The organism is Nostoc sp. FACHB-280 (assembly GCF_014697615.1).
Taxonomy (GTDB): domain Bacteria; phylum Cyanobacteriota; class Cyanobacteriia; order Cyanobacteriales; family Nostocaceae; genus Nostoc_B.
In genome coordinates this window covers 1-23,991 of sequence record NZ_JACJSD010000022.1, presented here as the reverse complement: position 1 = coordinate 23,991, position 23,991 = coordinate 1, and the positions used below count along the sequence as shown (strand labels likewise).

At 40.3% G+C, this 23,991-nt stretch carries 23 protein-coding genes and 1 tRNA gene; 12 read left to right on the top strand and 12 right to left on the bottom strand.

Annotated features, from left to right (window positions below; genetic code table 11):
• The first annotated feature begins 216 nt into the window (after window positions 1-216).
• The 3 genes from H6G75_RS17150 (at window position 217) to H6G75_RS17140 (ending at window position 2,144) form a co-directional block, all read left to right on the top strand.
• Window positions 217-1,422, top strand: coding sequence for a sigma-54-dependent Fis family transcriptional regulator (locus H6G75_RS17150; RefSeq protein WP_190981227.1), 1,206 nt, complete (start codon window positions 217-219; stop codon window positions 1,420-1,422).
• On the top strand, window positions 1,412-1,795 hold the full coding sequence (locus tag H6G75_RS17145; protein ID WP_190981226.1) for a response regulator: 384 nt from the start codon (window positions 1,412-1,414) through the stop codon (window positions 1,793-1,795). The genes H6G75_RS17150 and H6G75_RS17145 overlap by 11 nt, the downstream gene beginning before the upstream one ends.
• Before the next feature lie 91 nt (window positions 1,796-1,886).
• Window positions 1,887-2,144 carry a 2TM domain-containing protein gene (locus tag H6G75_RS17140; protein ID WP_190981225.1) on the top strand — a complete coding sequence of 86 codons (258 nt, stop codon included), beginning with the start codon at window positions 1,887-1,889 and terminating at the stop codon, window positions 2,142-2,144.
• 234 nt (window positions 2,145-2,378) lie between these two features.
• On the opposite strand, the gene H6G75_RS17135 is transcribed toward H6G75_RS17140, so the two are convergent.
• Window positions 2,379-3,458 (bottom strand): amino acid ABC transporter substrate-binding protein, encoded by a 1,080-nt coding sequence (locus tag H6G75_RS17135; protein ID WP_190981224.1) that lies wholly within the window; start codon window positions 3,456-3,458, stop codon window positions 2,379-2,381.
• A 501-nt stretch (window positions 3,459-3,959) separates the two neighbouring features.
• Between H6G75_RS17135 and H6G75_RS17130 the strand changes: the two genes are divergently transcribed.
• Window positions 3,960-4,517 (top strand): hypothetical protein, encoded by a 558-nt coding sequence (locus tag H6G75_RS17130; protein ID WP_190981223.1) that lies wholly within the window; start codon window positions 3,960-3,962, stop codon window positions 4,515-4,517.
• Window positions 4,518-4,594: 77 nt separating this feature from the next.
• Complete coding sequence (locus H6G75_RS17125) at window positions 4,595-5,239, top strand: DUF3318 domain-containing protein (RefSeq protein WP_062287077.1); 645 nt, start codon at window positions 4,595-4,597, stop codon at window positions 5,237-5,239.
• 50 nt (window positions 5,240-5,289) lie between these two features.
• On the opposite strand, the gene H6G75_RS17120 is transcribed toward H6G75_RS17125, so the two are convergent.
• A complete protein-coding gene (locus tag H6G75_RS17120) occupies window positions 5,290-6,783 on the bottom strand; it encodes an esterase-like activity of phytase family protein (protein WP_190981222.1) in 1,494 nt (497 codons plus the stop codon).
• Window positions 6,784-6,960: 177 nt separating this feature from the next.
• Window positions 6,961-7,758, bottom strand: coding sequence for a 7-carboxy-7-deazaguanine synthase QueE (locus H6G75_RS17115; RefSeq protein WP_190981296.1), 798 nt, complete (start codon window positions 7,756-7,758; stop codon window positions 6,961-6,963).
• Window positions 7,759-8,043: 285 nt separating this feature from the next.
• Here H6G75_RS17115 and H6G75_RS17110 point away from each other — a divergent pair, with 285 nt between their 5' ends.
• Entirely contained in the window at window positions 8,044-9,093 is a 1,050-nt protein-coding gene (locus H6G75_RS17110) for an anti-sigma factor antagonist (RefSeq protein WP_190981221.1), read from the top strand.
• A 112-nt stretch (window positions 9,094-9,205) separates the two neighbouring features.
• Here H6G75_RS17110 and H6G75_RS17105 read toward each other — a convergent pair whose 3' ends face one another.
• Entirely contained in the window at window positions 9,206-9,454 is a 249-nt protein-coding gene (locus H6G75_RS17105) for a hypothetical protein (RefSeq protein ID WP_190981220.1), read from the bottom strand.
• 35 nt (window positions 9,455-9,489) lie between these two features.
• On the bottom strand, window positions 9,490-9,735 hold the full coding sequence (locus H6G75_RS17100; protein WP_190981219.1) for an HNH endonuclease: 246 nt from the start codon (window positions 9,733-9,735) through the stop codon (window positions 9,490-9,492).
• Between the two features lie 141 nt (window positions 9,736-9,876).
• Between H6G75_RS17100 and H6G75_RS17095 the strand changes: the two genes are divergently transcribed.
• Window positions 9,877-10,149 carry a GlsB/YeaQ/YmgE family stress response membrane protein gene (locus tag H6G75_RS17095; RefSeq protein WP_190591443.1) on the top strand — a complete coding sequence of 91 codons (273 nt, stop codon included), beginning with the start codon at window positions 9,877-9,879 and terminating at the stop codon, window positions 10,147-10,149.
• Window positions 10,150-10,363: 214 nt separating this feature from the next.
• On the opposite strand, the gene H6G75_RS17090 is transcribed toward H6G75_RS17095, so the two are convergent.
• Window positions 10,364-10,546: a CsbD family protein gene (locus H6G75_RS17090; RefSeq protein ID WP_062287092.1), complete on the bottom strand. Its 183-nt coding sequence runs from the start codon at window positions 10,544-10,546 to the stop codon at window positions 10,364-10,366.
• 298 nt (window positions 10,547-10,844) lie between these two features.
• Here H6G75_RS17090 and H6G75_RS17085 point away from each other — a divergent pair, with 298 nt between their 5' ends.
• A complete protein-coding gene (locus H6G75_RS17085) occupies window positions 10,845-11,642 on the top strand; it encodes a hypothetical protein (RefSeq protein WP_190591445.1) in 798 nt (265 codons plus the stop codon).
• A 208-nt stretch (window positions 11,643-11,850) separates the two neighbouring features.
• Here the strand turns inward: H6G75_RS17085 and sir are convergent, their stop codons facing one another.
• A complete protein-coding gene (gene sir, locus H6G75_RS17080) occupies window positions 11,851-13,809 on the bottom strand; it encodes a sulfite reductase, ferredoxin dependent (protein WP_190981218.1) in 1,959 nt (652 codons plus the stop codon).
• A gap of 412 nt (window positions 13,810-14,221) precedes the next feature.
• Window positions 14,222-14,758, bottom strand: coding sequence for an outer membrane beta-barrel protein (locus H6G75_RS17075; RefSeq protein WP_190981217.1), 537 nt, complete (start codon window positions 14,756-14,758; stop codon window positions 14,222-14,224).
• A 627-nt stretch (window positions 14,759-15,385) separates the two neighbouring features.
• On the opposite strand from H6G75_RS17075, the gene H6G75_RS17070 reads away from it, so the two are divergent.
• On the top strand, window positions 15,386-16,333 hold the full coding sequence (locus H6G75_RS17070; protein WP_190981216.1) for an ADP-ribosylglycohydrolase family protein: 948 nt from the start codon (window positions 15,386-15,388) through the stop codon (window positions 16,331-16,333).
• Window positions 16,334-16,404: 71 nt separating this feature from the next.
• On the opposite strand, the gene H6G75_RS17065 is transcribed toward H6G75_RS17070, so the two are convergent.
• From H6G75_RS17065 to H6G75_RS17055, 3 genes are all read right to left on the bottom strand, one after another.
• The gene (locus tag H6G75_RS17065) at window positions 16,405-17,400 is read right to left on the bottom strand and encodes a transposase (RefSeq protein ID WP_190981215.1); all 996 of its coding nucleotides are present in this window, start codon (window positions 17,398-17,400) and stop codon (window positions 16,405-16,407) included.
• Window positions 17,401-17,414: 14 nt separating this feature from the next.
• Window positions 17,415-18,266 carry a hypothetical protein gene (locus H6G75_RS17060; protein ID WP_190981214.1) on the bottom strand — a complete coding sequence of 284 codons (852 nt, stop codon included), beginning with the start codon at window positions 18,264-18,266 and terminating at the stop codon, window positions 17,415-17,417.
• Window positions 18,267-18,443: 177 nt separating this feature from the next.
• Window positions 18,444-19,103 carry an Npun_F0813 family protein gene (locus H6G75_RS17055; RefSeq protein WP_062287103.1) on the bottom strand — a complete coding sequence of 220 codons (660 nt, stop codon included), beginning with the start codon at window positions 19,101-19,103 and terminating at the stop codon, window positions 18,444-18,446.
• Between the two features lie 336 nt (window positions 19,104-19,439).
• Between H6G75_RS17055 and H6G75_RS17050 the strand changes: the two genes are divergently transcribed.
• The 3 genes from H6G75_RS17050 to H6G75_RS17040 all read left to right on the top strand — a co-directional run bounded on the left by H6G75_RS17050 (window position 19,440) and on the right by H6G75_RS17040 (window position 22,994).
• Window positions 19,440-19,512: transfer RNA gene (locus tag H6G75_RS17050), tRNA-Arg, on the top strand.
• A 499-nt stretch (window positions 19,513-20,011) separates the two neighbouring features.
• Window positions 20,012-22,477, top strand: coding sequence for a dynamin-like GTPase family protein (locus H6G75_RS17045; RefSeq protein WP_190981213.1), 2,466 nt, complete (start codon window positions 20,012-20,014; stop codon window positions 22,475-22,477).
• A gap of 97 nt (window positions 22,478-22,574) precedes the next feature.
• Window positions 22,575-22,994, top strand: a complete 420-nt coding sequence (locus H6G75_RS17040) for a KGK domain-containing protein (RefSeq protein ID WP_313934861.1) — start codon at window positions 22,575-22,577, stop codon at window positions 22,992-22,994.
• 159 nt (window positions 22,995-23,153) lie between these two features.
• Here the strand turns inward: H6G75_RS17040 and H6G75_RS17035 are convergent, their stop codons facing one another.
• Window positions 23,154-23,762 (bottom strand): hypothetical protein, encoded by a 609-nt coding sequence (locus H6G75_RS17035; RefSeq protein ID WP_190981212.1) that lies wholly within the window; start codon window positions 23,760-23,762, stop codon window positions 23,154-23,156.
• Window positions 23,763-23,991 lie beyond the last annotated feature (229 nt).

Genomic DNA, 23,991 nt, shown 5'->3' with positions numbered 1-23,991 from the left:
ATTTTTCTCAACAAAATAGAGATTTTTAAATATTTTTGATAATAAATTAATCACAAAAAACTCAAGAATAAATCAGCAATTAAGCCTTTCTGTTACAGAAGTTTACTTTGGTATTGAGGTTAGTAAGAGAATTTGCGCGTTATCAAAAAGTTGCTATAACAACTTAAGATAAAAGTATCAAGCTGAAATTGATCAGCTAAGGGATGTTGACTGTTTATGTCCCCTCTAGAAATTGATGTCTTAGAAGCTCGACGCATATACAAATCGACTGGTGCGATTCCCGCTGAAATGTTGCGCTCGAACATTTATCGTGCTTGGGAGCGATCGCATCTCCAAGGTGCTAACTCTCAGGCTCTGCAAGCGGAAAAACTATCAATCCTAGATACAGAGCGTTTAATCGAGAAAAAGCAAACTTTAATTCAAATTGCTGCACCTTATATTCGGATGCTCTCACAAGCAGCTGGGACTGATCGCCATGCAGTGATGTTGGGTAACAGTGATGCGATTTTACTCGATGTTGTGGGTGATAAACAAACTGTACAAGGGCCAGAACCTTTTCCGGGGCCTGGTTCCTTGCTATCAGAAGCTGTAGCAGGTGCCAATGGTATTGGTACGCCATTAGCAGAAGCAGATTATATAGAAATTATTAGTGCCGAACATTTTATTGATGGGTTTCATCCGTTCACTTGTCAGGGAATTCCTCTACGGGATGACAAACAAGAAATTATTGGAGTTTTGAGTATCTCCCTCCGGCGTGCAGATGCTAGACAACGCTTAAAAGAAATATTGCTATGTGCTTCTCATGGTATTGAAGCAGAATTATTAATCGCCCACTTAGAAAAAGATGTGCGGCGAGTTTTAGAGTCTAACCCTAACGAATACCAACCACTCGAAGAATTACGTCAAGATATCATCCAAGCAAATCAGGCTGCACGCTTAAAAATGGAAGTCATTTCGCGGATGGTAGCAGTTAACCGTTTAGACTACGCGATACAATTGCTACGTCAAGCTGAACAATCAATTCAAATATTTCGCCGTCGTGCGGAAATTTGGCGCAATTTAGCATCCTTCGAGATTGGTACACTCCAACCTGTTTGCTTAACTGCTTATATATCTGATTTAGTGGATCTTCTTTCTAACGAAGCTGTCATTCGTCAGGTACAAGTAGTTACTGACTGGTATGAACCAATCACAGTAGTGGCTGATCCCCGAAGCCTTTTACGCCAATTGCTACATTATTTTCTGCAAGCTTTTGATTCTGCTGGGAAGAATGGAATAGTAAAAGTAGTAGTTAAGGTAATTTCTCACTCTGAATTAGCGCAAATCAGTTTCATAGTTAATTCTGGCTTAAATATCTCTCCATCAATATCAACTTCCCAGGTTATCTATCTACCAATCACAAAAATCAAAGATGAACAGTAACAATACAGATAAACGCAAAATCCTCATTGCCGATGATGATGATGATAGTCGAGCTATGCTGAGTTTTCTGTTGGAAGAGGAAGGTTGGGAGGTAAAAGAAGCAAGAAATGGTGAAGAAGCCTTAGAAACAGTGATTCAGGAGCAACCAGATTTACTAATTTTAGATAATAGAATGCCCAAGCTCTCAGGGATTGAAGTATATCAACGCCTCCAAGCGCAGGGGATAAAAATAGCGGTGGTTTTAGCCACAGCACATGGTTATCTAGACGAATTAGCTTCTTCTTTGGGAATTGCTCATTTTATTGCTAAACCCTATGACATTCCAGAGTTGTTAAGAACTATAGAGTCTGCTTACAAAAGTTCTTTCAGTTAAATTTATTGTGGTTGATCTCACAAAGATTTAACAGCTTTGCATCCTGACACCTTAAAATAATCAAGTGTATTCAAATTTGTAACAAATATTTATGCCTCCTCGTTGGCCTCGCAAACCCGATCGCAATGATCCTGAATTTCGTAGAATAGATGACCGGATGAATTTTGCTGTTCATGTTGCTGTAGCTGCGACAATTAATTCTGGTCTGTGGTTCTTCCATAACCTGAAAGCCGCTAAATGGGAATGGTTGCCGTTTTTAACAGCAGGTTGGGCAATAGTGTTGTTAGTGCATTTAGTTTATATTGCGGCGATCGCTAACTATTCATCCACACCACCTAAATCCACCTGAAGATTTACAGTTAATGCTGGGGTATTTGTAAACTGTGGCGGTGATGACGAAGGTAGCTTAAGAGTAGCCAAACAGAACGTCTACTGATCTGGGCGACTCTGGATAAGCATCTGTTTCAATTCCTAACTTCAGGCGGTAAATTCAGTGAGAATTAACTAGGGATTGGTGTAACCTTCGTCATAGCGACCTAACAAGAAATTCTTGTTTGTTATATGCAGTTTCACACTTGATACTTCATCTAAATGGTGGAGAATAAAGTAACCCGCCTTTTGACCAGAGTTGATTTTGGCCACGAGCAAGATTGAGTTTAGTTTTGGGGCCGAGGTTGCGATCGTATACTTCTGAGTAGTTACCAACGTGTTTGATCACTCTAGCTGCAAAATCGTTAGTTAAACCGAGTCCTTCACCTAAGTTGCCTTCTGTACCTAAAAAGCGTTTAATATCTGGATCATTACTATTGGCAAATTGAGCGACATTCTGAGAATTAATACCCAATTCTTCGGCTTTAACAAGGGAATAAACTACCCATTTGACAACATCACCCCACTTTGTATCTCCCTTGGCGACTGCTGGTGCTAAAGGTTCTGAGGAGATAACTTCATCAAGAATGACATTATCTTCCGGTTTAGGTAGGAGTGAACCTCGTGCAACTAAAGCAGAACGGTCGGCTGTAATTCCATCACAACGACCTTCAGCGTAGGTCGCAAAGGTAACATTCACATCTTCAAAAACAACGGGTTTGTAAGTAATACCGCGTTTCCGCATCTGGTCGGCTAAGTTTTGTTCGGTAGTTGTACCAGTTTGCACGCAAATTGCTTTGTCTTTTAAGTCTGCCAAGGACTTAATATTGCTATTTTTGCGAACCATAATGGCTTGACCGTCATAAAAGACAACAGGTGCAAATTCTAAACCTACTGAGGTATCACGACTGAGTGTCCAAGTGGTATTGCGGCTAAGAATATCGACTTCGCCTGTTTGGAGGGCTGTAAATCTCTCTTTAGCATTGAGATTGCGAAATTCTACTGCATCTGGGTTATCAAACAAAGCTGCTGCTACACCTCTGCAAATATCTACATCGATCCCACTGTATTTACCGTCAGTAGCTACAAAACTAAATCCTGGAACTTCCCCACTTACACCACAAATCAATTGACCACGGCTTTTGATTGTATTCCAACGATTGCTAGTTGCTTGTGTTGCAGAACTACTACTAGGAGTAGTGGCTGTATTTGCTGTTTGGCCTGATTCTTTACTACAAGCAGCAAGTGTCAAGATTAAAGGTGCGATCGCCAGAATCCAAGCTGATTTCCACATAAACTTTCGTGAATATTAAACCCTAAAAAATGTGTTGACGACTACAATATTTTGGTAAAAAATAAGTCGATGTTTGTAATATAAAACTTTTTGGAGGTTTTTTAGCACCTGTGTTGTAGAGCAGTTTTATTTGATTTTGGTGATCATTAAGCTTGATTACACCGACTTATTAAAAAATAATGGGGTATATTTTTTACTAAAAATTGGCAATTTATCTGGTTTTTTATGACTCATGATATTGGAGTTTTTAGCTATTACTTGAAAGACTGATTATTGAGATACAAAAATTGCAAAATATTTTGTCCTTATGGGTACTTTCTCGAACATCATTTTCTTATTTCATAGAATTTAGACATATCAGTCGAAAAATTGCGAAATTATGCAGTAATTTATTGCATACTTCTCAACAAGCAGAAGTCGCCACATCAACCTAAACATAGACCCCTAGCAGGTTACACTAGTTTTGGTGACAGCCGCTCCACCATTTCTTACGAGGCTTTTATGGGAGCAAATCTCGAACAGATTGCCAGTTACTTAGACAAACTAGGTTGGGACTACCGCTTTGATGATGAAGAAGACCGTATTATCACAGGGGTGGAAGCTGATAACCTAGAAGATTTTCTGATAGTTGTTCAACTGGATGAGGAGGGAAAGTTTTTCCGCATTTTTGCGCCTCAAGTTTTGGCTGGAGTGCAAGACCATCCTTACAAAGCGGTAATTCTCCAGACTATGTTAGCCATTTCTTGGGAAACCAAAATGCTGCAATGGGAATATGACCCATCTGATGGCGAAATCCGGGCGATTATTGAATTTCCCCTGGAAGACTCGATTTTGACAGAAAAGCAATTTCAACGTTGTTTGAGTGGATTAATTCAAATTGTTGATGGTATAGCTATTCCGCGGTTGAAAGAAGTAATGGCTACAGGGGAAGATCCTGGAAACGTGGAAATTGGCGAAAGAATGTTACTCACGATTCAGGAAGAAGCACCCGGTTTACTGGAACTGTTAGAAAAGGCGATGGAGGCCAGAAAAAAGCGGGGGACTTTTCCAAGTGACTGAGGCGGATCACCACTTAAATAGCTATACTCCAAAGTGATACCCTCTCTATATACTGAAATTTTCTAGGGCTGGATTTTATGACATCCTATGCAACCTCCTCTGCCAAAGCAGAAATGAGTGAACTCCGGCGATTAAAAGGCTTATTACCACCAGAATTGCAAAGCTGGGTCACAGTTGAAGGCACAACTGAGGTCAATCCACCCCTGATCCGCAGCGAAGAAATTGGTAAAGACCAAGTAGAAATTCAAATTGACTTGGTGAAATGGGATGCTCTCGCAATGGATCAGCGTAATCTGCTGTTCTGGCATGAAGTTGCCCGCATTCAAATGGACACAATTCCCAAAGATGGTTGGGAAATGGCAGCATTGGCTATTGGTTTAGGCGGTGCTGTGGGTGAATTGTGGGTACAAGATGGATTGTTGCTGGTGTTAGCCTTGGCGCTATGTGGCGTTTCTGGTTGGCGACTTTATCAAAAAAATAATGGTGAAAAGCAAATGCGAGAATTGCTGGATGCTGATGAAAAAGCGATCGCACTAGCAACTCGTTTTGGTTACAGTCTCCCCAATGCTTACAAGAGTCTCGGTAGTGCCTTGAAAACCTTAATTGATACTACTCCCAGCAAACGCCAACGGTCTCGTTATGAAGCACGACTTTCTGCCCTCAAACGCAGCGCCAACAAGGCAAAAGCTAAATCTCGCACTCCCGAAGATAGCGGACTGTAACTACAAAGAATTATCTTGGGTGGGCAGTACCCACCCAAAAAATAATTTATTTACTTTTGCAAAGATTTAAACTGTCGCTTCACAAATAAACTACTAGCAGCCAGTAAAATTAGTCCCGCCGTTGTGGTTGGTTCAGGAACTTTTTTTGGTGGTACAAATCCAGCTAATTCCTGTTGACTAGCTTTTAAGGCATAAACAAAGGTCGGAATTAAAGACTGTCCTGTAGGACAACCGCTATCAATGGGGACTTGAGAGAAGTTAGTCCCATCTGTACACACGTCAAATTGTACATTCTGTCCATTTTGGGTCACGCTGAAGTCGTTATCTGTCCCCACAATCAAGGCGTAAGAACCATCAGCAAGTTGCGGCCCAATTGCCAAACCTTCAAATTTTTCGGGAATGGGTTGTCCAGCATTTCTCAGAAATTCGGCAATATCAGCAAACAAAATCTTAGTGACTGGTGTGATTTCAGTAGGTAAATCATTGATGCCTGTCAAGCTAATATCAGCCACGTTGGTTGCATCAGTCAAATCAATTTTGTAGATGCGTTTACTAGCAACAGGAGTCGCACCTGTGGGATCTTCCACACCCACACCACGATTATCCCGCTCCAGGACTAAAAATTCGTTATTGTTCAAGGCTGTAATGGAGCTAATACCAATATTGCGCCCTTGAGAATTAGCTCCAAAATCATCACTTGTTCCAGGAATACGAGCATTAATATCTGTCAAGCTTTCTAATTGATAGATGTATTGAGCAGTACTATTCCCGGTGTTGGTGTCAAATTCAACTATCCGTAAATTGCGACTGCGCCGTCCATCGGGGGAACCTTCGTTAACTAACGGGTCTTGCAGCATGGCAAATAGGCGGCTACCGTCTGGGCTGAGGGTTACGCCTTCAAAGCCGCGATTGTCTTGACGACCAGTGGCAATTGTGGGACGACCATCAACGTAGTTAATTGTATTGTCACTTTGTCTGGGGATCAGATTACTGGGGGTGTTAAATGCCCGGATAAAAGAACCAGTCGGGCTAAATTCGTAGACAGAGGGGCCATATTCATCGGAAACGTAGAAATTCCCATTCGGGGCGATCGCAAATCCTTCTGGGTCAAAACTGCGACCAAGAAGGCTGGCATTTCCATTGAGGATTCCGGGATTTAATCCGTTAAAATTTTGACCATTTTGGGTGAAGATAATCGTGTCTAGTAACTGGAAATTACTGATAGCTCCTGTATTTTGGTCAACATCCAAAGAAAATTTCTGCACTCGTGGGTTGTAGCTGATGACACCACCACCGGGGCCGCGATCGGCGAGGCTATAGTACACATTATTGGAGCGATCGTAGTACAGGTCAGAGAAAAATCCCAGGCGATTAGTGTTGGCGCTATTCGTACTAGAAGCAGATAAATCTGTACTACCACCAGGAATTGTGATGCCATTAACCAAAGAAACTGCACTAGCAGTTGTGGCTGATCCTGTAACACTAACTATGGCAGTGACCAGGGAAAGACTAAATCCAGAAATCCAATGCTTGACAGAAATCATGTATACCTTGCAAAAAGACACAGTGGTTTCAGCTTTGGACTTCTAGATTAAAGAAAGGTTATCGAAAAATTAAGGTAGTCAATATCACATTGTTACTTAATAGAATACGGTTTTGATACAGGAAAATCTTCATCAAAGTTTCACACGACTCAGCACTTAGCACTCAACACTTTTTCTTCACAATTGATTGAGCATTTTATGAGTTTGCGGCACAACCCGGACATGAGGCACAAACTTTTTCATTAAAGCTTGCCACATCAGCACTTGGTCAGGATTTGGGGCGAGTAAGGGGGTAGTAGTGAACTGTTCAGAAGCCGGTAAGGGGGTAACTGGTTGTAAAAAAACAGGAACCTTGGGATTGATATCTGCTATCAGTAAAGCTGTTCTTTGCAACTCATCAGGATTGGTACTTTGCGAAATTATTATCTTGACAAAAATATCTAAAGATGGGTTGTTGTGGCATAATTGGAGAAATTTTGTATGTTCTTGCCAATAAGTCTCGCCGCTAACGCTAGGCAGTTTCCAATCCATACCCACAGAGTCTAGGTAAGGCAAAATCATCGCCAGTTGTTCTGGGCGATGTCCCCCAGTCTCTAGGTATATTGGTAAACCAGTAAGCGATCGCACTTGGGGCAGAAATTCATGCAAAAAAGGGGCATGTAAAAGTGGCTCACCGCCAGTCAGGCTAATGCTATCGTGTAGCAACGGTAGATTTTGATGTTTAATCCAGTCGAGTAATATGGTTAAGGGGACGGGATTAGAGTGAATTTCAAACTCTCGTGATCCAGGTGATCGTTCTACCTTACAGGTAGTGGGTGCATTCCATGTGTGGGAGCTATCGCAAAAATGACAGCGTAAGTCACACAAAGCAAAGCGAATAAAAATTTGACGTGTCCCGACATTCAATCCTTCCCCTTGAATAGCAGAAAAGACCTCAATCAGTCGTGCGGTAGGTTCTGTAGTGTTAGCAGTCATGGGATAGTAGCAAAGCGATCGCGCCGTGGCGATATCAAAACAAGTACATTTTTGTGTTCTTGTTCTATTGTGAATCGTCCTTGGCAATCTCGGCTCTAAACCTAGATAACTACAGTCAAAAGCAAAAAGGAGCAGAAGGTAAAAATATTACTTTTCTTGGCCTTATGCTTTAAAACGTCCTCACCACTCCAACTACAGCAAACAATTCAGTCTTTGTTCCTACCCCTGAAATTTGAGGTTCAGTGATTTTCTAGGACAAAATAATGTTTGGCAGATTAAATTTACATGGCAACGAAAGTGCAGAGCTTCATGACTAGCCAACCCACAGAGGTAAATTTCCCAGTTACTTCCCTCAATGAAACGGCGATAGTGCAGGTATCGGCGCGGTTAAGCGTGATAGAAGCAGTCGGCTTTAAACAAACCTGCCAAGACCTCATCGCAACTAACCCACACCTGAAGAAAATCATCGTTGATTTTCACCAGACGATTTTTATGGACAGTAGTGGTTTAGGCGCTCTGGTTAGTAATTACAAAATTGCTCAAGAAAGAGGAATTACCCTAATTCTGCGAGATGTTACCCCCCAAGTTATGGCGGTACTAACTCTGACAGGATTAGATCAAGTTTTTCCGATGGAGTCTAGTGGCGAAGCCGCATTTATCGCAGCAGAAAATGATATAGAAGTCTCTAAAAATAGTTCTCGTAAACTAGAGCAACTTCCTACTACTCACCCCTCTATAGCCTCTTGGATGAAACGCTTGATTGATATAGTGGGTTCACTAGTGGGTTTAGTAATTACAGGAATGTTGCTGATCCCGATTGTTATTGCAATTACAATTGATGATCCTGGCCCGATTTTCTTTAGTCAAACCCGATGTGGCTGGATGGGTAAGCGATTTAAAATTTGGAAATTTCGCTCTATGTGTGTAGATGCGGAAGCCAAAAAAGCTTTAGTCAAAAACCAAGTCCAGGGGGCATTTTTTAAGAATGACAACGACCCCAGAATTACCAAGGTTGGGCGATTTTTACGGCGCACAAGTTTAGATGAATTACCACAATTTTGGAATGTTCTCAAAGGTGATATGAGTTTAGTAGGTACTAGACCACCAACACCTGATGAAGTTGAACGTTATGAAGTACCAGAGTGGCAACGTTTAGATGTCAAACCAGGAATGACTGGAGAATGGCAAGTTAATGGTCGGTCTACAGTCCGCAGTTTTGAAGATGTAATTCGCTTGGATTTGCAATATCAAAAAAATTGGAGTTTGCTGTACGATTTAAAGTTAATTTTCAAAACTGTTGCTATTTTGTTTAACAAAAAGAGTGGCGCTGTTTAGTAAAAATCTAATTTTAAATTTGTCACAATATACTCATTCAAATACCCGACTTATTTCATCAGTCGGGTATCTTGTTTGTGAGGAGTGATTTACGGCTAATATAGTTTAGCTGTTAAACTTTGCCATTGCGGCGATCGCAGCGATATGGATAAAGCCATTCACACCTAAATAAACCAAACGTGTGCTTTTCTAAAAATGTGCCAGCATGATAACTACCTGAGATGTTAATCCCCGCTTTTGTTTTAATTTCATACAGTTTAGGAAAGGCAGCCGCTAAAATAGCGATCGCAGCTAATAAATACAATGCCGGGGTTTTAAGTTTACCAAATCTACGAGAATTGCTGTTGACTTTACGAGACATACAAATTCAAAACTAACAGCCTCTTCTAGATTAGCCTAACTTTGAAAATGTCGTCGAAAACGCTGATCTGTTTTGTCGGATTTTTTGAGATTACAAGTCAAGCAAAGAGTATGTAAATTGCTGATATCATTTTGACCACCACGCGCCAAAGGAATGATATGGTCAATGGTCAAATTAGTTTCTAAATCAGTCTTACCGCAGCTTTGACATTGACATTTATCACGTTGAAATACATATTGCCTAACTTCAGGTGGTATCCGAATCCGGGGGGTTTTATTCATAAATTATCCGACATAGATTGTCAACAAAAGTAGATTAAAGAAGACATTATACTTATCTTGCCATAATACTTATTTCTTGAGGTAGAAGGAAAAGCAAGTAGCTCTCAATAACATACTGGGAGAATCTTTGCAGAATTAATTATGAATATTATTGCTTGGATTATTTTAGGTTTGATTGCTGGAGCCATTGCTAAAGCTATTTATCCTGGCCGTCAAGGTGGTGGCATTTTGGCAACTATGGTTTTAGGAATCATCGGTGCTTTAATTGGTGGAACTCTGGTGACATTGTTAGAAACTGGCAGGTTCCAATTTACTGCGGCAACACTGAGTATTCCGGGGGTAATTGTTGCCATTATTGGCGCAATTATTGCTATTTTTATCTGGAGTTTACTTACTAATCGCCCCAGTTATTAGTTGAATAAAAAATTATGGTTAGGCTGATTTTGTTGTTACAATCAATCATAATATATCAAAAACTCCACTTGTATCTAAAGTGGAGTTTTTTGTATAAAAATAAAAGCTGAACAACAAAATTATAGCCTTAGTCTCATAGCTGAGTACAGTATTGATTACTCAAAGCATTGAATATACTAGCTTTCTCCTCAGCACTCAGAACTTACTCTATAACTTAGTCTATAGCTTTTTTAAGTTCATCTTTGATGTTTTCTGTGGTGTGAATTACGTTCGCCTCCGCTTGTTTAGCTTTACCTTCAGCTTTATCTGCGGGATTACCTGTAACTTCACCAACTACTTCCTGTACTTTACCTTCAATATTTTTAGCAGTTGCTTCGATGCGATTTTCGATACTCATATTTTTTACCTTGACTATTTGTAAACTAAGGAAAAAATATCAGGATTTTCTATTTTGATGTATCTATCAAGTGATATAACAATTAATTATTATTAATATCTTTAGACAGATTTACGCATATTCCTGTCCTGTTACCAGTGATACCCTGAGCTTGTCGAACTGTTACCTGTTCCCTACCTCCACGAATGAGTTGAGTTTTGTGCAACTACTGATTAGAGGATTGGTTCTTAGCTTGCACTGACAGAAAGCCGCCGAGAGTGAAATACTAATCCTGCGGATGTCTTATGGCTCAAGGTAGATGAAACACCTAAAATCGCGATCGCAAGACCTGCGGAGTTTGTTTGAGAACAACATTACAATCGAGTATGTAGCAGAACCTCTAAAAGCTGTGTCCTCCCAAGCAGAGGTAGTAGAGGTTTTGCAATGGATGGAAGCACAGGATTTTGATGTGGTCGGTATTGAAACGGGAGACAATATCACTGGTTATATTGAACGCTCTTGTTTAATCCAAGCAAAATCGGGTAAATGCGGCGACTATCAACGAGTGTTTCATTCCCAAGAACTGATAGCCATTTCTACGCCACTGATGAAGTTATTACCGATTTTGCGGCAAACTCCTCGCTTATTTGTCTTAGATTGCAATCAAGTTAGTGGAATTGTGACTTGTGGCGACTTACAAAAAGCACCAGTGCGAATGCTACTATTTGGCTTGGTCACATTGCTAGAAATGAACTTACTCCGACTGGTAAGGCTTTATTATCCCCAAGATTCTTGGCAAAAATTCCTCAAACCAGAACGGGTAGAAATTGCTAAACGGCTGTGGCGAGAAAGTCAAGAAAGAAACGAAGCCACAGATTTATTAGATTATCTCCAGTTTTGTGACAAACGAGAATTAGTGTTAAATCAACCAGAACTGCTGGAACAACTGGAATTAAAGTCAAAACGATTTGGTGAACGCTTCCTTAAATCTGCTGAACAATTACGCAACCGACTAGCACACGCGCAAAATTTAGTCACTGGTTCTTCTTGGAAAGATTTAATTTCTTTAGCAGAGGCGATGGAAAAGTTATTAATTCGTTGTGAAGAAATAGAGTAATCCTGAAATCAAGTTAATTGTTTAAAGAAACGAAAAATGAAGTTTTTAGAGCAGGGTTTAGGGGCAAAATCAAGTCAAAATTCAAAAATTCTATTTCTTTTGAATTTTGACTTCACCGTAGGGGGGTAGGAGTTTTGAATACCTACACCTCATACCCCTTCACCCTTACACCCAATCTCCACAGACAATTTTGGTGCGTAAGTCCTAGTTACTTATCTATCTGCAAGTAAATCTTCAAGGCTTCATTGACGATTTCTGTCATTGATTTACCTTGACTGGTAGCAGTTTCCTTCAACTTGCTGTAAACATCATCATAAAGGCTAATGCGGGGACGGGAGCGGCTGGGTGCAGCTTTCTTTTTGGCTGGTGCTGAAGTTTCTGCGGTGGTGACGGCGATAGTTTCCGGCTGATACTGTGCTGAAAATTCACGAATAGCATCAAAACCAACCCGTGAGCAAAAATCGCCAAAGCTTTCTTCTGCTTGGCGTGATTTCTTGAAGAAAACAAAAATTGGTTCTAAAAAGCTTTCAATGTCGTTGTGGTGCAACTTTTCGACTATTGGTTGTGCCAATCTTGTTTGATGTGGTGAACCGCCCAACCAAACTTGATAAGATTCTGGCGCACTACCAACAAAACCTAATTCTGCCATGTAAGGACGAGCGCAACCATTAGGACAGCCTGTCATTCTGATGACAAAAGACTCATCTGGTAAACCAACTTTATCTAATAACGCCCGGACTCGTTCTAAAATTCCTGGTATTGCCCGTTCTGATTCGGTAATAGCCAAGCCACAGGTAGGCAAAGCTGGACAAGCCATTGCATAGCGAAACAGAGGTTCAATTTTACCGGGGTCAGAGACAACACCGCAACGGTCGAGAATTTCTTGGATGGCTGCTTGGTTTTCTGGGGCAATGTCGCAGAAAATCAGGTTTTGGTGGGGTGTTAAGCGGATAGGTAGGTGAAATTTTTCGACAATTTCCCGCAAGGCGGTTTTGAGTTGCAATGAACCTTCATCTTTTACCCGCCCATTGTCGATGGAGATACCTAAAAATAACTTGCCATCGCCTTGTTCTTGCCAACCAAGAAAGTCTTCATATTTAAATTCTGGCAGTGGTTTAAAGGGGGCGACTGGCTTACCAAAATATTCCTCAACTTTGGCGCGGAATTTATCTACACCCCAATCATTGATTAAGTATTTTAAACGAGCGTGACGGCGGTCAGTGCGATCGCCATAATCTCTCTGAGTCGCCACAATGGCCTTGACAATTTCGTAAACATCTGCTTTATCTACATAGCAAATGGGGTCTGCTAACCTGGCAAATGTTTCTTCTTTATTATGGGTTCTGCCTAAACCGCCACCAGCAAAGACATTAAATCCTTCTAGTTCCCCTTGAGAGTTGGTAATAACTACCAAAGTCAAGTCTTGGGAATATAAATCAATGGAATTATCTTCCGGTACTGTCACGCTAACTTTGAATTTGCGCGGCATATAGTAAGTACCATACAGAGGTTCTTCACTGTCAGTAAAAGTTGTGCCGCTACCATTACTTTGCCGCGCCGCCTTCACCTCTGGATTTTCTTCTGCACTGATAGCTTTTTCGCCATCTAGCCAAATTTCGTAATAAGCACCAGTTTGAGGAGATAGCAAGTCAGCAATGTTTTGGGCATATTCCCAAGCATACTGATAATCAGCGCGATTTTTGAAAGGTACTGGTGGAGCCATGACGTTGCGGTTAATATCTCCACAAGCGCCCAAAGTCGAACCTAGATTTTTAACAATAGTCGCAATGGCAGCCTTGAGATTTTTCTTTAAGATGCCATGCACTTGGAACCCTTGACGAGTAGTAGCTCTTAATGTGTGGTTGCCATATTCATCAGCCAGCTTATCTAAAGCCAAATATAATTGTGGCGGTACAAACCCCCCTGGGTTCTTTGTCCGCAGCATAAATTGGTAATCTTTCTCCTGCCCCTTGACGCGATTATCGCGGTTATCCTGCTGGTAGGAGCCATGAAACTTGAGAATTTGCACCGCATCTTCACTAAAGTGAGTAGTATCCTCAAGAATCTGCGTTGCTACAGGTTCACGCAAAAAATTACTATTTTCTTTGATGCCTTCTACTTTTGAGGGCTTACGGTTGGCGAGTGGAGGAGGAGCAGATTTAACCATGAGAGTTGTATAGTATTCTCAATAAAGCAGGGATGAAACCCAAGGCTAAGTTTTTGGCTCAGTGATTCCCGGTAATTCGGTCGGAAATATGAGGAATACGACAATTGTAACACGGCGAAAAGCCGGCTTTGTCGATAGTTTTACACTTAACAAAACCAGCATATAGAAGTAGGTGGTATAAATCAACTTTAAGTTTGTTGGTTTTCGTTGACTTTTACGGATAAAGTCTGATATTCCGTCAACCTTCAAAGTTCAACAACACCATTCACCATGTTGAACTGGAATTATCCCAACATCCTTAAGTATGAGTTGTAGCTAATAAATCTTTATTTTCTAACATTTATAAATGTTAGAACTACTCACAAAAATTACGTCTATTGAAAGATTAACTTCTCACTTCCGAGAGAGTTAGTTATTTAAAACGATAGCCAATACCACCATTGATGCTAACAGCAGAAGCTGGACTATTTTGATAAGCACGTAGTCCCACTTTGGCATTTGTGTAAATCAAGAAATTATTCGCAACTTCTGATTCGACACCAGCACCCACCACAACAGAATCTCTATTACCTAAAGGACTGGGTGAACCATCTTTTTCGACAAAAGAATAACCACCAGTAACATAGGCATTAGTTCTATTAGCAATAGGCACGTCTACGGAAACTTCTGGAATAATACTAGTCGTCTGATCATTCCAGAGAACATTACCGCGTGCAGAAACTGGGAGGTTGCCTAATTTGACTCTACCTGTGAGATTACCACCTAAGTTAGCCGCATCGTTGTTGAGTCCGCCATTGGTAACACCTGCTGCAACACCAGCACCAATGTAACTAGCATCAGTCCCTTTTTTATCTTGAGCTGCTGCTTGTCCGGCATTCATCATCAAGGGTGCAATAACTAAAGAGGACAATGCTGAAATTGCCACGAAAGACCGAAGTAAACCTTTCATAATTTTGTTCAATTTTGTTAATTATTACTGTTATTTTCTAAGTCGTAAATTGTGTATGAAAGTTCCAAATAATTTTTGATTCCCCAAAAAAAGCTGTGATGATTAATGCCCAAAAGCTAATAGTAGATTTACTATTTTAGCTGGCATAAAATTTGCTGATATTCGCAGCAAGATTTATCGCAACCGGAACTTTTGCGAGTAGGCGCTTAAAAAACTGGCACAGAAACGGAAGAAAAGTGAATTTTTTCTTACATGAACGATTCAATGGAAATTGATAATTTTGCAATTTCAACTAATGCCTAACAATTGCCTGTAGCAGTAATAGCAATAAGCTATGGCAGAAATATATAAAGTAAATTCATCAGAATTCAGTACCCAAAGGCGATTATCAGGGTTGGGTGTGATTTATGGATTAGGACTTACGCAAAAAAACGAAAAAATAAGGTTTTAGAACAGGGTGCAGGGGTATGAGGGTGTAAGGGTGTAAGTATTCAAAACCCTTACACCCCATCCCCTTTCACCCTCACACCCAATCCCCACAGAAAATTTTGATGCGTAAGTCCTGTGGATATTGGGCTGCTTGTGTTCTGGCTATGAAGTTTTGGCAATTTTCGTGGAGATGGCATAATGCAAACCGCTACACAAACATTGTCGGGTTTGATGGGTTTATGTGTCGGTGATGCCTTGGGTGTGCCGGTGGAGTTTACAAGCCGCGCTGAACGAATGAAATTCCCTGTCACGAAGATGCTGGGTTACGGCACATGGCATCAACCGCCGGGAACTTGGTCTGATGATAGTTCTCTAACGTTTTGCTTGGCAGAAAGCCTTTGTCGAGGGTATTCTTTGGATGCTATTGCTTTGTCTTTTTGGCGGTGGTACAAGCAAGCTTACTGGACTCCCAGAGGGGAAATATTTGGCATCGGCCAGAGTACTCATGCGGCTATTATGCGAATTAACCAAGGGGTTCCACCTTTAGAGGCTGGGGGAACCAGCGAAATGAGTAATGGTAATGGTTCTTTGATGAGAACTTTACCGATGGCTTATTGCCATAAAACCTTAGATTTCCCGGAATTGATTTCGCGGGTGCATCAAGTGTCTTGCATTACCCATGCTCATGTGCGATCGCAAATGGCCTGCGGCATTTATACTAGTATCGCCATTGAACTGCTGCAAGGCGCTAATTTACCCACCGCTTACGCTCAAGGCTTAGAGAAAATTCAAAGTATTTATTCTGCACCGCAATTCCTGGCAGAAATGCCCCATTTTGCTAGAGTATTCAGTGGTGAAATAGCCAGCTTACCAATTGAAGAGATTAAATCTGGCGGCTATGTCATTGATACCCTAGAAGCATCTTTATGGTGTTTGTTAAATAGCTCATCTTATGCAGAAGCAGTGTTAAAAGCTGTAAATTTGGGCGGACACACAGATACAACTGCGGCTGTCACGGGTGGGTTAGCGGGAATTTACTACGGTATTGAGGGTATACCTCAACTCTGGGTAAATCAAGTTGCTCGCAAACAAGACATTGTGAATTTAGCGAAGCGTTTTACTGCTGCTGTTTACACGCACAATTAGGAAACAGGGAACAGGTGACAGGTAAGTAATATTGTCCTTCTACCTGCTGCCTCCTGTCTCCTGCCTTTTAGTTAAAGTGCAGACAAAGAGTAGACTTGACCATCAATTAACAGGCGAGTGATGCCTTTGGCTTGGAGGTGAGTCCGTGTCTTGTGTAGCATTCTACTATCAGGAACTTTAATTACGCGATCGCGCTTTGTCGAGAAACGTTTGGCTACGCGATGGTTATCAAATATCGGCAGAGTGCGCTGTTGAGTTTCCAGAGTCGGAATTTGCCCCAAATCACCAAAATCTTTGAGTGGTCTAGTAATTAACTCGGCAGAACGGTCAATTACTAAATAACAAGTTCTCGGTAAATTAGCCGCCGACAATGGCAAAACTTGGACTGGTGCTTCACCTAACCTGCGTCTTGTAACTAAAGGTCTTGGCTCGTCAAAGTCATCGTCATCCTCCTCATAATCATCATCATCTAAATCGTCATCATCTAAATCATCGTCTAGATCATCTAAATCTTCAGACTCATCGAGCAGTTCTTCGCCCAGAATATCGGCAAAAGCCACAACTTTGGGACGTTCTTCTTCCGGTATCGGACTAGGAATGCTGGCAATTTCCGGTGCTGGTTCTGGCGGAATTTCAGCTTTTTTCACCAATTTTGGCTTTGGTTTTTCTGTAGTTGCCGAGGAACGCCGCCGCACTCTTCTAACACCAGAATTTGAGTCCTCATCATCCTCTGATTCTGATGCGGCTTCAATGACTGGCTCTTGTGACTTGAGCTTGGGCAACTCTATTGGTTTGCTTTCGCTCTGAGGCGGTTCGATTTCTGGCTCTTTTGGTACCAGCAAAGGCAACTGCTCATAATTTACCTGCGCCCTGCCTTCAGGAGTCCGAGCTGCCCGTTTCAAAGAAACTAAGTATTCGTACTCATCTTCCGGTAAGGTACTTTTGAGCAGACGACTGATGGTTGAGTTGCTCACGTCATAACGTTCTGCTAAAGTCGAGGTCGTTTCAGCAGTTTCTCGATATAACTTAAGAATTTCTTGTTTATCTGATTCTGTTAGTTTTCTCACGGTAGACACCAAATCTAAGCTCGTTTACGTCCACGCTCCCGGCGAGTCCGGCTCAATGATGCGTCATGTTCTAGGACTGCGCCCATACCGAATAACACTCCACTAAACACCCAAAACACTTCTAATATGTCTCCACTTTGATAATTAGGCCCTTGAGCGAATTTAAACCACATATCTGCAATGTAAAGCGAAAACGCGGCCGCTGCAATCATTCGCCAAGATTGAGCTACCCGTCCACCCCAAAAAGCCAAGAGTAAGGTTGTTGCAATAATCAGCAACAATACATCACTCACAACGTAAAACCAATTCAAAATTGCGGCTAGTAGTTCTGTTGGTGTTGTTTGTTGCATTGAAATCCACCATGCCACCAAACTACCAAAGACTCCGATGGCTGCAACAATCAGCCATTGCCATTTTTCGAGATTAATACGTCTTGATGCCACAGCTAAGATCATGCCTACGCCCAGGGAAATATAAGTCAATACAAAAAATACATCGCCAATGGATACATCCGGTTCTTCTTTTAAAATTATTTCTGTATAGCCAAAAAATATCCCTCCCAGGAAATAAGAAAGCATACCAATGGCAATTGCCAACCACACATTTCGACTACTGACGATTTGGGGGCTACGCCAATTCCTTAAGCATAAAATACCAGCACCCAAGTAAGCTAACGCTTCAAAAATATTTGTGCCAATTACATACCATTCGGCACGACTTTCTACGCCGTTGGCTCCTGGAATTTTAGCACTAAATAGCAAAAAATATAATAGTGCCGCTACCGCCCAGGCAATTCCGGCCAAGATAATATTACGATTACTGAATATAGATTTAGAACGCAGAGAATTGTTGTAAGAGCTACTCATAGGAATTGACTATGTATATGCACGCTGGAAGGTTGGAAGTCTGAAGTCTGAAGATAAAGTGAGAATTTATTGGTATGTGCCTTGGTCGCTATGGGAGCAAAAAAGCTTTTTTTGCAAAAATTCAGGATATAAGTGAGTTTTTCAGGCTTCATACTTTACAATTCATGGTTTTGCTGGCTATTGCCAGAGTTTGTTGAGGGAAGATTGATTTAGCCAAGAGATAAATAGCGATCGCTCGCCTTCTGCCATATCCTGTAACCTATCGGCTACTTTATTGGCAAAGTTGGCATTACCAAAATAAGTTTTTCCTAGCTTGTGCAGTTCCTGTAAAAACGTAGTTACATGATTTTCTTGCCAAGCTGGAAGTTTGGTGTCTTCTAAGGGATCTATGGTCACTAAATGCTTAACAGATTCGGGGGAAGAAGCTTCAGGAAATTTCTGCTGTCGAAAAACTTCCCCCATATCTTTTTCAAATAATGTTAATTGACGAGCGCCTAAAAACTCTTCAATATCCAGATGTACCGCTTGTAGTAGCAAAATACTGGCTTGAATGAGTATGTCTGTCTTACCATGACCACCAGTATCACCATCTAGCTGTTCTAAGCGGATTTTACCCCAGATGCTAAAACGATCTGGCTCTTCTAGTAAGACACAAGCTTTACCGCGATTATCTGTCAAATCTCTCCACAAGGCGCGAGCTTCTTCTTCTTGATTAGCTTTAAATAAACTAATCAACCGAAAGGTTTGCCCCTGATAATGGAGGATCGGCACTTGCTGATCCCTTTTTGGGTGCTGAATGCTTGATATTTCAACATCCTGCCGTTTGAGAATAAACATGGCACGCTAAAATAACTCCTCACAGGGGCTTTGTGGATATGCGATCTATAATCTGATTTAGTAACATCGCCAAGAGTGCGATTACTTAGTACGTAATTAGGGTCAGTGGCGCGATCGCTCTTTAGCCACCCTAGTGTAAGCTACCCAAAGGATATCTCCACTAAAATGCAAATAACTTGCCTTGACCACCCAATATAGCTAATCAATAACTGATTTGCTTTGTTCGACTAGCATCTTAGCCTTGCTATGGCAAATCTGCAATTTTTGATTGCTTCTTAGGGGCGATAACGATATAATTGTTATTGATGGCTCTAGTCACAGCCATGACTTTAGCTTGGGCGCGTAGCTCAGTGGATAGAGCAATTGCCTTCTAAGCAATCGGCCGCAGGTTCGAACCCTGCCGCGCTCGTTAAAATTAAAATACAAACTGTTACTTTAAGTTAAGTTTTCAACTTAGCAGTCTAGAAGATGTTGGTTGCTAACAAAATGAAATCTATCGCTCAGAGTTAATGGCAATAGTTGACGTTGATTACATAAACAAAAACGGCATTTGCTTATATCATAATACGCTTTATTTCATCTCTCTTTAGATAGAGTTTATTACTAGCTCAGATTGAAGGTAGACAATTTAGTTAGCATCCCAAAAATTGATACATTCATTTAAAATATCAAACAAAATTATTTACCAAAACAGAATACAGATATCAAGATAAGACTCATATCAGTACCTGAGACAAAGGTGATTTCCTACTTCAAGACTACATAATATTCGTTTCTAGTTTCTTTTGCTGCGACTTCTTCAATCAGTCAGGAGATGATTTGTCAAGTCATTTATATGCAAGTAGATTTACTGAGGTTTTGCATATTTAATCATTACTAATATATATGTAATCTTCGGGGTATTAAAAATGACTAGCTTGCCGATTCAATGTGCAAATTTAAAAGAGCAAGTTGAATTAATCTTACAACTTTTTCAGCAAGAACCTGCTTTACGTTCTCAGGATATCACACCTGTACAAACTTCTTTAGGCAAGGCTATTTCTCCAAAGTTTGAAATTGTATTTGCAGGTGCATTTAGTGCAGGTAAATCTATGCTAATTAATGCACTCTTGGAGAGAGAATTACTGTATAGTGCAGAAGGTCATGCCACAGGGACAGAATGCAAAATTGAATATGCAGAACTAGATCAAGAAAGAGTCGTACTGACGTTTTTAAGTGAAGCGGAAATTCGAGAACAAGCAAGTTATTTATGTCAGCAACTAGGATTTACCACAGCAGTAAATATCAATCAAGATGAAGTGATTACTTTGCTCAATCAAGGCTGTGAATTAATTCTACAACAGGAAGGTGGCGAAAGTCGTTCGGAACGAGCGAAACAAGCCAAAGCATTAATTTTATTGTTAGCAGGTTATGAAACAAACCGGGAGCATATTCATACAGTTAATAATGCAACTTATTCAATGGAGACATTTAATTTTTCCAATTTAAAAGAAGCCGCAGGATATGCAAGACGCGGAAGTAATAGTGCTGTTTTAAAGCGAATTGAATATTATTGCAATCATCCTTTATTAGAAGATGGCAACGTTATTATTGATACACCAGGAATTGATGCACCTGTAGAGAAAGATGCACAGTTAACTTACGCTAAAATTCAACATCCAGATACTTCAGCAGTGGTGTGTGTGCTGAAACCTGCATCGGCTGGTGATATGACAAAAGAAGAAACGCTGCTTTTAGAAACAATGCGGGAAAATGGTGGAATCCGCGATCGCGTCTTTTATGTCTTCAACCGCATCGACGAAACTTGGTACAATACCCAATTAAGGCAGCGATTGGATGATTTAATTAGCAGCCAGTTCCGTGATACCAGCAGAGTTTATAAAACCAGTGGCTTACTTGGTTTTTATGGTAGTCAAATTAAACAGACAAGCATACAAAATAGATTTGGTTTAGATTCTATCTTTGCAGAAAGTGTTAAAGGTTTGAATGGAGAAGAAGAAACACCACAGTTTGTCTACGCATTTAATAACTATTGTGTGACTTCTGGTAAGCTTTCTCATACTAACTTTCGGATTTCTTTGAATGGGTTTGAAACTCCCAATCAAAATTATTTGCGTATCTTAGCTGAACAAGGTACACCTTTAATTAATCAACTAATTCTCGATAGTGGAATTGAAGAATTTCGCACAGCTATTACCCGCTATCTCACAGAAGAAAAGCGGCCGATGTTGTTTCAAAACCTGGCTGATGATTTAGAAGGCATTTGTATTAAACTGAAAAAAAATTATCAGTCAGTTTATCGAGATTTAGACAGTCAACCAAGGGAAATTGAGGCGATGAAGTCGCAGGAATTACAGCGACTCAACCAACAACTACAGGAAATTGGTAAAGATTTTAATCAACATATTATCGCAGAAATCAACCAAGTCATTAATAATAGTTGTGATACCTTTGAAGCTGATTTCCGTCAATTGCAATCACGGATGATTCGGCGTTTAGATGAATTGCTAGATACGTTTTCTGTAGCTGATGCTTATCGTCGTGCAACTTTGAGTCATCTGCGGAATGCAACTGCACCATTACTAGCGATTTTAGTCGAGGCATTTTATTATTTATCCAATCAGTTGGAAGATATTTTAGTCAATTCCTCTGAACAATTAGTTGCTAATTTCTTTCAACGCTTAATTGAGACAATTCGCAAAACTGAATACTATCGTCAGTTATATCGTTTATTGGGGAATGATGGTGGGATTGAACAAAACATCAAAGCCATCGAAAAACAGGTAACGTTAGCTTTAGTAAGTGCAGCTAGTGTAGAATGCGATCGCTTCGTGCGCGAAAGTCCGAGATTTTATGATGAAGGCACTTTTTCTATCTATCAATTTCGCCAAACTTTGCAGCAAACTTCCCAAAGTTATGACTGTGAAAGTATGATTGAAGCTGAACCAGCAATTCGGCAATTGTTAAAGTTAGATTTTGAACCTAAAGTTTCCTATACTATTCGGACATCTTTTCGCCAAACTATCAATCAAATTCTCAAAACACAATTGTTACCAATGGCGGAACAACAAGCGGATGATATTTTACAGCAATATCCCCAAGCGCGTGTTTATTTAGAACAGACTTTACAACACGAAGCAGAAGAGAAAATTTTGCAGAATCGCCGCTTGCTAAGTGCTGTGGAACAAAAAATAGAGAGTTATAACACAGCAGTATCGGGAATGAATAGTTGTTTACAGGCAATGCAATTATATGACTATTTATTGCCAGTAATTAATCTAAATGAATTAGATGCTGTAGAAAAGATTGCTGCAAGTAATGGTGTAGTAATTTCTGATGGTTTGTTGGATGGGATGGTACAAATTCAAGATTGATTAAGCGCGATGAAAACAAGGTAAAACTTGAGATATTTGCTGCCTAATTTATTGGTGAATCAGAAGATACCTGACTTATTTGAAAAGTTGGGTATCTGTGACCATCAAAGCGATGATTAATTTTAAAATCGAGGGTGATATGGAAGATATATTCAAACTTATAGAATGTAATGATGATGACGTTGTAGAAATTGGAGATAACATTTATAAAATCCGCCGAATTAAGTCTGGAACAAGTCAATCATCTAATCAGAATTTATCAAATCAGTTACAACAAGGATTAAATAATCAAAAAATTCAATTTCCATCAGGTGACTATTTCTCTCATAAAGGGATAGACTGCAAAATCCTAACACTAGGTTCGCAAAACTGGAAAAATGGCAAAATAAAATTTAAACTCAGCATTGAGTTTTATATTGAAGAGGATGTGGAAATAAATAATAGTCAAGATTTAGAGATTACTGAAGTAGAATCATCACTGGATGATTTACGGCGTAGGCTTCAGGAGGAAAGTTGAGGAGTGCAACAAATATATATAGCAATCCTATCTGAGTTGTGAAAAAGTATTCTTTTTAACGAACCGCAAAGGACGCAAAGGACACAAAGAAAGAAAAGAAAGAAAAGAAAGAGAATTTCACAAATGATTTAGGATTGCTACATACTACAAAAATTGAGTTCATTTTTGATTTTGAGGCCAGCGCCAATTATAGCGGTTCCAATCATAAATGCCTTGAATTTCAAATTCAGAACCGTTATAAAAGCGAATAATGCAATTTTGAGAAGAGTTGTTAGTATCGCTGATTTCATCGATGTGAATTACAGTGCAGAGAAACCATTCTCGTGGACAAGGGCCATTGTCTTGTACCCATTCCCAGAGGGCGTTGGAAACTTCGATGCGATCGCCTACTCTTAACTTGAGTGCATCTTCAAAATCAGCATATTTATCAAAATGATATGACTCGACTCGATTCAACCATTGCAAACCATAGCGTTCGCGGATGAATTGGACTGCGCCTGAGTCTTGACTATGCAGCCAATCATTGAGTAGTTGCACTTTCCATGTGCGGTTTTGTTGTTCTTCTGTTTTGACAAATTTTAAGAATGCTAACAGTTCTTCGGAATCTAATTCGTCTAAAGGGTTAGCAATATCGTATGTGGAATCTTGAGAAATTTGCTTGACTACTTGCAGTAATATCTGTTTCTGCGTTTCAGAGAGAGGACAGCTGGCTACATCACAACGCTTAAAGGCTGTTTGCAATGCTGTTTTAATCTCATCTGGGGTCATAGGTCGTCAAGAACAACTTAGGGGTTATGTCTCTAATTATTACAAAATCCCTAGTGAGACAGTAAACGGCAATAGTATTATTTCCTATTGCCTATTGAACTTATATAGCGTTTTCTACTCTGGTGAGGTGCAGTAACAAGAATGTGTAAACCAATTATAAATGTCATTTAATGAGACTTGGCTAAAAGCATTTTCAATCGCTTTCGCTAAATCAGAATAAGTTCTTGCT

What these genes read in the sequence shown, in the direction of transcription:
- H6G75_RS17150 (WP_190981227.1), top strand. Translation starts at nt 217, where the DNA reads ATGTCCCCTCTAGAAATTGATGTCTTAGAAGCTCGACGCATATACAAA.
- H6G75_RS17145 (WP_190981226.1), top strand. Translation starts at nt 1,412, where the DNA reads ATGAACAGTAACAATACAGATAAACGCAAAATCCTCATTGCCGATGAT.
- H6G75_RS17140 (WP_190981225.1), top strand. Translation starts at nt 1,887, where the DNA reads ATGCCTCCTCGTTGGCCTCGCAAACCCGATCGCAATGATCCTGAATTT.
- H6G75_RS17135 (WP_190981224.1), bottom strand. Translation starts at nt 3,458, where the DNA reads ATGTGGAAATCAGCTTGGATTCTGGCGATCGCACCTTTAATCTTGACA.
- H6G75_RS17130 (WP_190981223.1), top strand. Translation starts at nt 3,960, where the DNA reads ATGGGAGCAAATCTCGAACAGATTGCCAGTTACTTAGACAAACTAGGT.
- H6G75_RS17125 (WP_062287077.1), top strand. Translation starts at nt 4,595, where the DNA reads ATGACATCCTATGCAACCTCCTCTGCCAAAGCAGAAATGAGTGAACTC.
- H6G75_RS17120 (WP_190981222.1), bottom strand. Translation starts at nt 6,783, where the DNA reads ATGATTTCTGTCAAGCATTGGATTTCTGGATTTAGTCTTTCCCTGGTC.
- H6G75_RS17115 (WP_190981296.1), bottom strand. Translation starts at nt 7,758, where the DNA reads ATGACTGCTAACACTACAGAACCTACCGCACGACTGATTGAGGTCTTT.
- H6G75_RS17110 (WP_190981221.1), top strand. Translation starts at nt 8,044, where the DNA reads ATGGCAACGAAAGTGCAGAGCTTCATGACTAGCCAACCCACAGAGGTA.
- H6G75_RS17105 (WP_190981220.1), bottom strand. Translation starts at nt 9,454, where the DNA reads ATGTCTCGTAAAGTCAACAGCAATTCTCGTAGATTTGGTAAACTTAAA.
- H6G75_RS17100 (WP_190981219.1), bottom strand. Translation starts at nt 9,735, where the DNA reads ATGAATAAAACCCCCCGGATTCGGATACCACCTGAAGTTAGGCAATAT.
- H6G75_RS17095 (WP_190591443.1), top strand. Translation starts at nt 9,877, where the DNA reads ATGAATATTATTGCTTGGATTATTTTAGGTTTGATTGCTGGAGCCATT.
- H6G75_RS17090 (WP_062287092.1), bottom strand. Translation starts at nt 10,546, where the DNA reads ATGAGTATCGAAAATCGCATCGAAGCAACTGCTAAAAATATTGAAGGT.
- H6G75_RS17085 (WP_190591445.1), top strand. Translation starts at nt 10,845, where the DNA reads ATGAAACACCTAAAATCGCGATCGCAAGACCTGCGGAGTTTGTTTGAG.
- sir (WP_190981218.1), bottom strand. Translation starts at nt 13,809, where the DNA reads ATGGTTAAATCTGCTCCTCCTCCACTCGCCAACCGTAAGCCCTCAAAA.
- H6G75_RS17075 (WP_190981217.1), bottom strand. Translation starts at nt 14,758, where the DNA reads ATGAAAGGTTTACTTCGGTCTTTCGTGGCAATTTCAGCATTGTCCTCT.
- H6G75_RS17070 (WP_190981216.1), top strand. Translation starts at nt 15,386, where the DNA reads ATGCAAACCGCTACACAAACATTGTCGGGTTTGATGGGTTTATGTGTC.
- H6G75_RS17060 (WP_190981214.1), bottom strand. Translation starts at nt 18,266, where the DNA reads ATGAGTAGCTCTTACAACAATTCTCTGCGTTCTAAATCTATATTCAGT.
- H6G75_RS17055 (WP_062287103.1), bottom strand. Translation starts at nt 19,103, where the DNA reads ATGTTTATTCTCAAACGGCAGGATGTTGAAATATCAAGCATTCAGCAC.
- H6G75_RS17045 (WP_190981213.1), top strand. Translation starts at nt 20,012, where the DNA reads ATGACTAGCTTGCCGATTCAATGTGCAAATTTAAAAGAGCAAGTTGAA.
- H6G75_RS17035 (WP_190981212.1), bottom strand. Translation starts at nt 23,762, where the DNA reads ATGACCCCAGATGAGATTAAAACAGCATTGCAAACAGCCTTTAAGCGT.